Origin of the sequence: Sinorhizobium sp. 8-89 (genome assembly GCF_030124325.1) — a bacterium.
In the GTDB taxonomy this organism is placed as follows: domain Bacteria; phylum Pseudomonadota; class Alphaproteobacteria; order Rhizobiales; family Rhizobiaceae; genus Sinorhizobium.
This window is the reverse complement of the sequence record NZ_JASKLR010000022.1, coordinates 68,553-78,438: the sequence shown is the minus strand read 5'-3', so window position 1 is coordinate 78,438 and position 9,886 is coordinate 68,553. Positions and strand designations below refer to the sequence as shown.

Genomic DNA, 9,886 nt, shown 5'->3' with positions numbered 1-9,886 from the left:
GTAGCCGGGCAGCAGGTTCGACATCAGGCCGATGTCGGTCAGGCCCTGAATGTTCGAATGGCCACGCAGCGCATTCATGCCGCCGCCGCGCAAGCCGATATTGCCGAGGATCAGCTGCAGCATCGCCATGGCGCGGATGTTCTGCGAACCCTTGGAATGCTGCGTCCAGCCGAGCGCATACATCGAGGTCATCACCTTGGTCGGCGACGAACATTCCGCGATCATTTCGGCCACCTTCAGGAACTTGTCCTTCGGCGTGCCGCATATGCGCTCCACCATTTCAGGCGTGTAGACGGAGACATGCTGCTTCAGCAGGTTCCATACGCAACGTGGGTTCGCCAGCGTCTCATCGACGACGGCGTAGCCGTCGGGGCCGATGTCATAGTCCCAGGTCGACTTGTCGTAGTCGCGCTTTGCCTCGTCATAGCCCGTGAACAGCCCGTCCTTGTACTCAAAGCCGTCCTTGACGATGTAGCTGGCATTGGTGAACGCCTTGACATAGTCCCACTGCACCTTGTCGTTCTGGATGCACTGGTTGATGACGCCAAGGAGGAAGGCGATATCCGTACCCTGGCGGATCGGTGCATAAAGATCGGCTACCGACGCAGACCGGGTAAAGCGCGGATCGACCACAATCAGCTTCGCGCCGCGATTGGCCTTCGCCTCCGTGACCCACTTGAACCCGCAAGGATGCGCTTCGGCGGCATTGCCGCCCATGATGACCACGAGGTCGGTGTTCTTGATGTCCGTCCAGGAGTTGGTCATTGCGCCGCGGCCGAATGTTGGAGCCAAACTGGCTACCGTAGGGCCGTGTCAGACACGCGCTTGGTTGTCGAAGACCAGCATCCCGGCGCTGCGGACGACCTTGTAGGTTTCCCACGCCGTTTCGTTCGTTGTCGCGGAGGCCGCAAGGAAGCCGGTCGTCGTCCACCGGTTCACCGGCACGCCCGCCTCGTTTCTCTCGACGAAATTGGCGTCGCGGTCGTCCTTCATCAGCCGGACGATCCGATCGAGGGCCTCATCCCAGCTAACCCGCTCGAACTTGTCCGAACCGGGCTTGCGGATCATCGGATATTTCAGCCGCGTTTCGGACTTGACGAAATCGAGCAGCGCCGCGCCCTTCGGACAGAGCGTGCCGCGATTGGTCGGATGATCGGTGTCACCCTCGATATGGATGATTTCCGCCTTCTCGCCCTTCGTCCGGTCACCCTTCGAATACATGATCACGCCGCAGGCGACGGAACAGTAGGGACAGGTGTTGCGGGTTTCGGTCGTGCTCACGAGCTTGAAGGCGCGGATCGCTTCGGCATGCGCGGCTTCGATTTCACCGAAGCCTAATGATCCGAGCGCCGTGGCCGCCGCCCCGGCACCGACGGCGCCCAGGAATTGGCGCCGCGAGAGTTCCATGTTCATAGCATGACACCTCCCTGAAACCGGCCTTGCCGACAAGGGGCGTGCCGGAGAATTTGGGTCCGCCTTTTGACAAGAAAGACGTAAAATCGGCGTTGCAAGTTTAAATCTTAATCCTCCCTATCCTATTGTCAAATCGATAAGAACTCCAAATCCAGAATATGATATCCAACTTACATCTAAATTGGTGCGAGCGTGTATTAACCGCAGCGGACACAATCGGGAGCATCGGCGGTCGAGCGGTTTCTCTCACATCTCCGTGAACCCATTTGACCGTTGCTGGCGGGTGTTCCCCGGCAAATTGACGCTCTCACTCGGATCAACCATAATAACACTATGGGCTTGCACGCCGCTCCCGAGGTTCGGGGCATTGCGCACCAACTGTCGCTTTGGGCCGCCGCCGGAAAGGGCGAGCCGGTACGCCCTGCGCCCATCTCATTTCCTGTAGCGTTCGAACCCATGCCCACCGCATGGCAATTCCGCGCCGGCATATCGACCGCAATTTCGTCTGACGGAGCGCCGCCTCGCGGGCGGTTTTTTGTGAAGCCTTCCAGCGCCGTGCGTCTTCTCAGACGCATAAATGTCGCTGTAGCACTTTGAATCGCTGCATGTTTTTATCCTTATCGAATACGACTTAAGGAAACATGCAGTAGGAGGCCGCTATGGACAGTTCCACTGCAACACCCCCGTTCCGCCTGACCGCGCTTGCCCACGGCGGCGGCTGCGGCTGCAAGCTGGCGCCTTCGGTCCTGCAGCAGCTGCTTGCCGATCAGCCTGCGGGCGGGTCTTTCGCCCGGCTGCTCGTCGGCACCGAGACTGGCGACGATGCCGCCGTCTGGCAGCTCGACGATGAGACCTGCGTGATCGCCACCACCGATTTCTTCATGCCGATGGTCGATGACCCCTTCGACTTCGGCAGGATCGCCGCAGCCAACGCCATATCCGACGTCTATGCCATGGGCGGAAAACCGATCATGGCGCTCGCCATTCTCGGCATGCCGATCGACAAGATGCCGGCCGAAATGGTGCGGGAGATCCTGAAGGGCGGCAGCGCGATCTGCGCCGAGGCCGGCATTCCCGTCGCCGGCGGCCACTCGATCGATTCCCCCGAGCCGATCTACGGACTGGCGGTGATCGGCACGGGCTCAACTGCCAATATCAGGCGCAACAGCGGCGCAGAGGCCGGTGACGCGCTGATCCTGACGAAAGCGCTGGGTGTCGGGATCTATTCGGCGGCGTTCAAGAAGGGCGCGCTGCCAGCGGATGCCTATGCCGAACTCATAGCCTCGACGACGCTTCTTAACCGCATCGGCGCCGAGCTCGCCAAACATTCTCACGTCCATGCAGTCACCGATGTCACCGGTTTCGGCATTCTCGGCCACGCACTCGAGATGGCGCGAGGGTCGAACAAGCGGATAGCGATCGATGCCGACGCCATTGCGCTCTTTTCCCATTGCTCCGAACTCGCAGAGCAAGGCTTCGTGACCGGCGCATCGCATCGTAACTGGGCAAGCTACGGCATGGACGTCGCCTTGCCGGACGATCTTTCGATCTGGCGGCGCCACATCCTCACCGATCCCCAGACCTCCGGCGGCCTGCTCGTATCATGCCGAGCCGATCAGGCGGACGCGCTGCTCGAAGAGATCGTGGCCGCAGGCTATCCCGCAGCGCGGATCATCGGCGCGGTCGAGGAAGGCGAACCGGGCCTGCGCGTCACGGCCTGACCGCGTCTTGTCGAGAAATATTGCTCGGTATCGACGATGCTCGCCAAGACGGCGACGATCGCCCACGGCTTAGAGGGCACGCTACCAGGTGCCGGTAGCGAGCGCGAAGGGTGACCATTCGGCAAAATCGTAGCGGATCGGCAGCGCGTCCGGCCGCCAGACGATGCGGCGCGGGCGGAAATGCCAGTAGCGCTCCGCCCCTTCGAGAGGCTTGGCGGGGTGGTCGAACATGAGCTCGGCCGCGCCGGTCATCTGCAGCAGGCCACCCGTCGAGAAGTCCGGGAAGACCAGCCCGGCGCGCGGATTAAGCGCGATATTGCCGAGCGTGTTGAAGAAGCGGTTGCCGACGAAATCCGGGATCGTTAACCAGCCGTCTTCGCCGACATCGACGAATCCCGCGCGGCCGCCGCGATGGGAAACGTCCACCTGCCGGCCGGCGGGAAGGTCCGCATAGGTCGCTACGAAGAAGGCGTCCGCTTGCCGTATCAGGGCGCGGGCGGGTGCGTCGAGCTCTGAACTCCAGGTGGGGGGCACCGCCGGCGGCTCCGACGGATCGCGCACGAACTGCACCTGGCGGAGCTGGATGTATTTCGGGCAGTTGCCGAAGCTCTGGCCGACTTTCAGATCGAACCCTCGCGCGTGTCGGCTGAGGGTGCCGTTAAGCCGGTTACGCCGGCGCGTGGACAGATCGATGCCGAGGAGAGCGAGCGAGGCGCCATCCTCCATGCCCGCCTCGGCCGGGTCCGCCGGCTCTCTGGCGAGCTCGACGGTGAGCCGGTGGGCGTCCGGTGCATTAAGGAAGCCGGGGCGCCCCGCCCGGAGCGTCGCCCAAACGTCGCCGGTCTGGTCGACCGCCCCCAGCACTACCATCGGCAGGAGAGGATAGAATTCGCGGTGCTGGTCGATCAGATGATCGCGCAGAACCCGGCGACCGATCTCGTCCATGCGTGCTTCCACACCGAACCGCCTCTGCAGCGCAAGCTCGCCCGCATGCCAGGGCGAAGGATCGAAAGGGGGACTGTCCATGATTGCGGCTCCCTAGATCACGATGGGTCGAACCGACCAAAATCATAAACGTGATCGATTCTAATAAGTTAGAGCGTGATGCGGGCGGAAAACCGCGCACACTTTTCCTCATCCCGCTGTACAGCGCCGTGTGTCCTTAAGGACGCACAAAGGACGCTGTAACTCTTTGAACCTACGCATCGTGCTTTCCGAAAATCGGGTCCGATTTTCGGGCCGATGCGCTAGGCTACCAGACCGACGGGTGTCTTCTGGAAATCGACAAAGCCCGGCAGCGCCTCGATGCGACCCAGCCAGGCGCGGATGTTGGCATAGGGCTGAAGATCAACGTCGCCTTCCGGCGCGCTTGCCACGTAGCTGTAAAGCGCGACATCGGCGATAGTCGGCCGGTCGGCAGCGATCCAGCTCCGGCCCGCAAGCGCCGCCTCGATCAGCGTCAGGATCGCGTGAGCGCGGGGAATGACCTCTTCCGGCCGATAGGGCGCCTTGAACACGTTGATGAGGCGCGCCTGCGCCGGGCCATGGGCGATCTGGCCGGCGGCGACCGAAAGCCAGCGCTGAACGGCGGCCGCACCCCCGGGGTCTTCGGGCAGCCAGTCCGTGCGTCCCGCCTTCTTCGCAAGATAGACCAGGATGGCGTTGGAATCCGAAATGATCGCGCCGTCGTCATCAAGCACCGGAACCTGAGCGAAGGGGTTGAGCGCGAGGAACTGCGGCTCCTTGTGCTCCTTCCTGGCGAGATCGACGAACACGAGCTCGTGCTCGATTCCGATCAGCGAGAGAAAGAGCCGGGCGCGATGCGCATGGCCGGACAGCGGATGATGGTAGAGCTTCATGTTTGCCTCGTGGAGAAGAGAAGAACGGCACCAGAATGATTGTTAACCGAGAAGTTGATAAGCACCCAGAAAGGCATTAGACAATTTCACTGAACGCAATAATGTGCGAAAGCGGGAAGGCGATGGATCGCTGGCAGGCAATGCGGATCTTCGTGCAGGTGGTGGAAAGCGGCGGGTTTGCGCCTGCCGCCAAGATACTGCACCTAAGCCCGCCATCGGTGACGCGGGCGATTGCGAGGCTGGAGGAGATGATCGGCACGCGGCTGCTCGTCCGCACGACCCGTTCGCTGAAGCTGACGGCGGCGGGCGAAGGCTACGCGGCCGATTGCCGGCGCATTCTGGCGGAGATTGCCGAGGCGGAGGCCAATGCGGCAGGCAGCTTCACGCACCCGGCGGGATTGCTCACGGTGACGGCGCCAGCCCTTTTTGGGCGCATCCACGTCCTCCCCGTTGTCCTCGATTTTCTCGATCACTACCCTGCCATGCAGGTGAAGACCGTCTTCGTCGACCGGGTGACCAATCTGGTCGAGGAAGGGTTGGATGTCGCCGTGCGCATCGCCGCGCTTCCCGCCTCGGGCCTCATCGCTCGCCGCGTCGGTTCGGTCAGGCAGGTCCTCTGCGGCTCGCCGGATTATTTCGCCCGCTTCGGCGAGCCGACGGAACCGCAGGATCTTGCTCAACACCGCGTCATCGGCCGGGAGGGTCTTTTCGGCCATTCGGAATGGCTCTTCGGCCGTGACAGCAGCATTCGCGTTCCGATCAGCGCCCGTCTCATCGTCAACACCAATGACGCGGCCATTTCTGCCGCGGTCGCCGGTTGGGGACTGTCGCGCTTTCAGTCGTACCAGGTGGCGCCGGAGATAGAGGCCGGCCGGCTCAAGGTGGTGCTTGCCGACTACGAGCGCGAGCCGGTGCCGATCCACATCGTGCACGCGGAGGGGCGCATGGTTTCCGCCCGCGTTCGTGCGTTCGTGGATTTCGCGGCCGAGCGCCTACGGCGCCGCGCGGGCGTGAATGCCGCTCCAAAAGAGTCGAGGCAGGCAAGGACCGGCAGTCCGCCTCACGCCTTTCCATAGCCGCCGCCGGTCGGCGTCACGACGGTGAAGGCCTCGCCGGCTTCCAGAACCGTGTGGGCGCAACCCGGCAGTTCCTCGATACGGCCGTCATTGCGCCGAACACTGTTGCGGCCGAGTTCGCCCGGCTCTCCGCCCTTCAACCCGAAGGGCGCGACGCGGCGGTGGCCGGAAAGGATGGCGAAATCCAGCCGTTCGCGGGCGCGGATGGTGCGCTTGGTGCCATTGCCGGCCAACCACTTTCCGCGGCCGCCGGAACCTTCGCGGACATGGAAATCCTCCAGCACCACCGGGAACCGCGTTTCGAGAATTTCGGGATCCGTGAGCCGCGAATTGGTCATATGGGTGTGGACAGCGTCGGCGCCGTTATAGCCGGGACCCGCGGGCGCGCCCGAGCAGATCGTTTCGTAATACTGGTAGTTCGCATTGCCGAAGGTCAGGTTGTTCATCGTGCCTTGCGCGGCCGCCTGTGCCTCGACGGCGCCGAACAGGCAATTGGTCACCGCCTGGCTGACCTCGACATTGCCGGCGACCACCGCCGCCGGATAACGTGGCGTCAGCATCGTGCCTTCAGGGATAATGATACGGATCGGGCGCAAGCAGCCGGCATTCATCGGAATATCGGCCTCGACCAGCACCCGGAACACATAGAGTACCGCCGCGCGCGTCACCGGCGCCGGCGCGTTGAAATTGTCCGAGCGCTGCTCCGACGTGCCGGTAAAATCTACCGTCGCCTCTCGGCTTTCGCGATCGACGGAGATCTTCACGACGATCCGGCAGCCCTGGTCCATTTCGTAGGAGAACGCGCCGTCGCGCAACTGGTCGAGCACGCGACGCACGCTCTCGGCCGCATTGTCCTGGACGTGCCCCATATAGGCCTCGACCACCTCCTCGCCGAACTGGGCGATCATCTTCCTGAGCTCGGCCACGCCCTTTTCATTGGCGGCGACCTGCGCCTTCAGGTCGTTGACGTTCTGCAGGATGTTGCGCACCGGATAGCGCGCGCCGTTGAGAAGCTTCTCCAACTCCTCCTCGCAGAAGCGGCCGCGGTCGATCAGCTTGAAGTTGTCGATATAGACGCCTTCCTCCTCGATATTGGTCGCAAGCGGCGACATCGATCCCGGCGAGATGCCGCCGATATCCGCGTGGTGGCCGCGGCTTGCGACCCAGAAGCGGATCTCGCGGCCGGCATCGTCGAAGACCGGTGTGCAGACCGTCAGGTCCGGCAGGTGCGTGCCGCCATTATAGGGCGCATTGATCAGGAACACGTCGCCCGGATGGATGACCGGGTTTTCGCGGATCGCGGTCGCGACGGAAGCATCCATCGAACCGAGATGCACCGGCATGTGCGGCGCGTTGGCGACGAGATTGCCGTTGTTGTCGAAGACCGCGCAGGAAAAGTCGAGCCGTTCCTTGATGTTGACCGAGTAGGCGGTGTTCTGCAGCGTGACGCCCATCTGTTCGGCGATCGACATGAAGAGATTGTTGAAGATCTCCAGCATGACAGGATCGGCCCGGGTGCCGATGGCGGTGCGCGCCGGCAGCGGCTTGATGCGCGTGAGGACGATATGATCCTTCGCCGTCAGCTCCGCCTGCCAGCCGTCTTCCACTACGATCGTCTGGTTGGCTTCGATGATGATCGCCGGCCCTGCCAGCCGTTGCCCCGGCTCGATCTCGGAGCGCAGCACCACCGGCGCGTCGTGGAACGCACCTTGCGAATAGAAGCGGGTTCGCCGTCCGAGATCAGGCGCACCGGAGGTGACGGCAAGGCCGTCCGCTTCCATCTGCGCCGCACCGCCGCCGACCGTCTCGACCTCAACCGCATCGATCACCAGCGGCTTGTTCTCGGCGATGAAGCCGAAGCGGCGCTTGTGCAGGCGCTCGAATTCGGCGCGCAGCCGCGTCGCATCGTCCTGCTTCGGGAAGCTCGCTTCGACGGCGAGAACCGTGTCCGTGCCGGCATAGCGGATGTGGGCGCGCAGATGGGTGCGCGTGCGCTCGCGGACGATACCCTGCGCCTGGAGTTCGTCGAGGCACTCGGATTGCAGTTCAGCGCCGAGAGCGGCGAGCGCAGCCGGCGCCGCATCGTCGAGGGCGACGCCAAGCGCTTTCTGCCGGGTGGCTCGGATATCGGCGAGGCCCATGCCATAGGCAGACAAGAGGCCCGACATCGGATGCAGGAGAATGCTCGTCATGCCGAGCGCATCGGCGACCAGGCAGGCGTGCTGGCCGCCAGCGCCGCCGAAGCAGTTCAGCGCATAGCGCGTCACATCATAGCCGCGCTGGACGGAGATCTTCTTGATCGCTTCGACCATGTTGGCGACCGCAATGCGGATAAAGCCGTCGGCGACCTCTTCGGGGCTGCGCCCATCGCCGATTTCGGCCGCGAGTTCGGCAAAACGCGCCCGCACCGTCGCGACATCGAGCGGCAGGTTCTGCTCCGGTCCGAACAACGCCGGAAAGAATTCCGGCATCAGCTTGCCGAGCATCACATTGGCGTCGGTCACGGCGAGCGGTCCGCCGTTGCGGTAGCAGGCTGGTCCCGGATTGGCACCGGCCGAATCCGGGCCGACGCGAAAACGCTCGCCGTCGAAATGGAGGATCGAGCCGCCGCCGGCGGCGACCGTGTGGATCAGCATCATCGGCGCCCGCACGCGCACGCCAGCGACCTCGGTCTCGAAGGCGCGCTCGTACTCGCCGTCGAAATGGGCGACGTCGGTCGAGGTTCCGCCCATGTCGAAACCGATGATGCGATCGAAACCCGCCGCCTCTCCGGTCCTCGCAAGGCCGACGACGCCGCCGGCCGGACCGGAAAGGATGGCATCCTTGCCTTGGAACATGTCCGCCGCCGTCAGGCCGCCTGACGACATCATGAACATGATGCGAGCACCGGAGCGCCCGACGTCGAGTTCCTGCGAGACCTGCGCCACATAGCGGCTCAGCACCGGCGAGAGATAGGCGTCGATGACGGTGGTATCGCCGCGGCCGACATATTTGACGAGCGGCGATACCTCGTGGCTGACCGAGACCTGCTCGAAACCCATCGCACGAGCCAGCCGTGCCACCAGCGCCTCGTGCTCGGGGTATTTGTAGGCGTGCATGAGGACGATGGCGATCGCCCCATAACCCTTCGCCTTCAGGTCTTCGAGCGCACACCGCGCTTCATCCTCGCTCATCGGCCGCTCGATCGTTCCGTCCGCGAGCACGCGCTCTTCGAGTTCCACGATGTCCTGGTAGAGCGCCTCCGGCTTGATGATTTCGGTCGCAAAAATCTTCTTGCGTTCCTGGTAGCCGATCCTCAGCGCATCGCGGAAGCCGCGCGTGGTGATCAGGGCCAGCCGCTCGCCCTTGCGTTCGAGAAGCGCGTTGGTGGCGACGGTCGTTCCCATCCGCACCTCGCCGATCAGGCCGGCCGGTATAGGTTCGCCCGCCGGAAGCCCGAGAAGCTGCCGGATGCCATGCACCGCCGCGTCGCGGTAAGCCTCGGGATTTTCGGAGAGAACCTTCAGCGCGTGGAGCGCGCCCTTGGGGTCGCGGCCGATGACGTCGGTGAAGGTGCCGCCACGATCCACCCAGAAGTCCCAGGTCCAGGTTCTGCTCATCTTCATCCCTCGCTTGCCGTATCCGCTTTCAGGTCACTGAAAGCGGATACGATGCTCAAGATCAATCCGAAATCGCGATAAGGCGAGGAAGCACTTCACATTCGTCATTCAGCGGCAGGGAAGCGGTCGGCGCCGTTGTTGCGCTCGGCCAGACCGCGGCCGGGATGGGCCCAGCGATAGCCGAGAAGCCTGCCCCTGTCGGTCCCCGCGCGATCGAT

Annotated in this window: 6 protein-coding genes; 2 read left to right on the top strand and 4 right to left on the bottom strand. The window is 63.5% G+C overall.

The window, feature by feature from the left end; all coding sequences use genetic code 11:
• The coding region (locus tag QN219_RS27150; protein ID WP_284003268.1) for a molybdopterin-dependent oxidoreductase at window positions 1-1,413 on the bottom strand (1,413 nt) is incomplete at its 3' end.
• Window positions 1,414-2,072: 659 nt separating this feature from the next.
• Between QN219_RS27150 and selD the strand changes: the two genes are divergently transcribed.
• Complete coding sequence (selD, locus tag QN219_RS27145; RefSeq protein ID WP_284003267.1) at window positions 2,073-3,134, top strand: selenide, water dikinase SelD; 1,062 nt, start codon at window positions 2,073-2,075, stop codon at window positions 3,132-3,134.
• Window positions 3,135-3,215: 81 nt separating this feature from the next.
• Here the strand turns inward: selD and QN219_RS27140 are convergent, their stop codons facing one another.
• Entirely contained in the window at window positions 3,216-4,160 is a 945-nt protein-coding gene (locus QN219_RS27140; RefSeq protein WP_284003265.1) for a pyridoxamine 5'-phosphate oxidase family protein, read from the bottom strand.
• A gap of 221 nt (window positions 4,161-4,381) precedes the next feature.
• Complete coding sequence (locus tag QN219_RS27135) at window positions 4,382-4,993, bottom strand: glutathione S-transferase (protein ID WP_284003263.1); 612 nt, start codon at window positions 4,991-4,993, stop codon at window positions 4,382-4,384.
• Between the two features lie 122 nt (window positions 4,994-5,115).
• Between QN219_RS27135 and QN219_RS27130 the strand changes: the two genes are divergently transcribed.
• The gene (locus tag QN219_RS27130; protein ID WP_284003261.1) at window positions 5,116-6,069 is read left to right on the top strand and encodes a LysR family transcriptional regulator; all 954 of its coding nucleotides are present in this window, start codon (window positions 5,116-5,118) and stop codon (window positions 6,067-6,069) included.
• Here QN219_RS27130 and QN219_RS27125 read toward each other — a convergent pair.
• A complete protein-coding gene (locus tag QN219_RS27125) occupies window positions 6,054-9,668 on the bottom strand; it encodes a hydantoinase B/oxoprolinase family protein (protein WP_284003260.1) in 3,615 nt (1,204 codons plus the stop codon). The two genes, QN219_RS27130 and QN219_RS27125, sit on opposite strands and share 16 nt — an antisense overlap.
• Between the last annotated feature and the right edge of the window lie 218 nt (window positions 9,669-9,886).

Bases quoted from the DNA above. Each gene is read 5' to 3' on its own strand.
- selD (WP_284003267.1), top strand. From the start codon at position 2,073: ATGGACAGTTCCACTGCAACACCCCCGTTCCGCCTGACCGCGCTTGCC.
- QN219_RS27140 (WP_284003265.1), bottom strand. From the start codon at position 4,160: ATGGACAGTCCCCCTTTCGATCCTTCGCCCTGGCATGCGGGCGAGCTT.
- QN219_RS27135 (WP_284003263.1), bottom strand. From the start codon at position 4,993: ATGAAGCTCTACCATCATCCGCTGTCCGGCCATGCGCATCGCGCCCGG.
- QN219_RS27130 (WP_284003261.1), top strand. From the start codon at position 5,116: ATGGATCGCTGGCAGGCAATGCGGATCTTCGTGCAGGTGGTGGAAAGC.
- QN219_RS27125 (WP_284003260.1), bottom strand. From the start codon at position 9,668: ATGAGCAGAACCTGGACCTGGGACTTCTGGGTGGATCGTGGCGGCACC.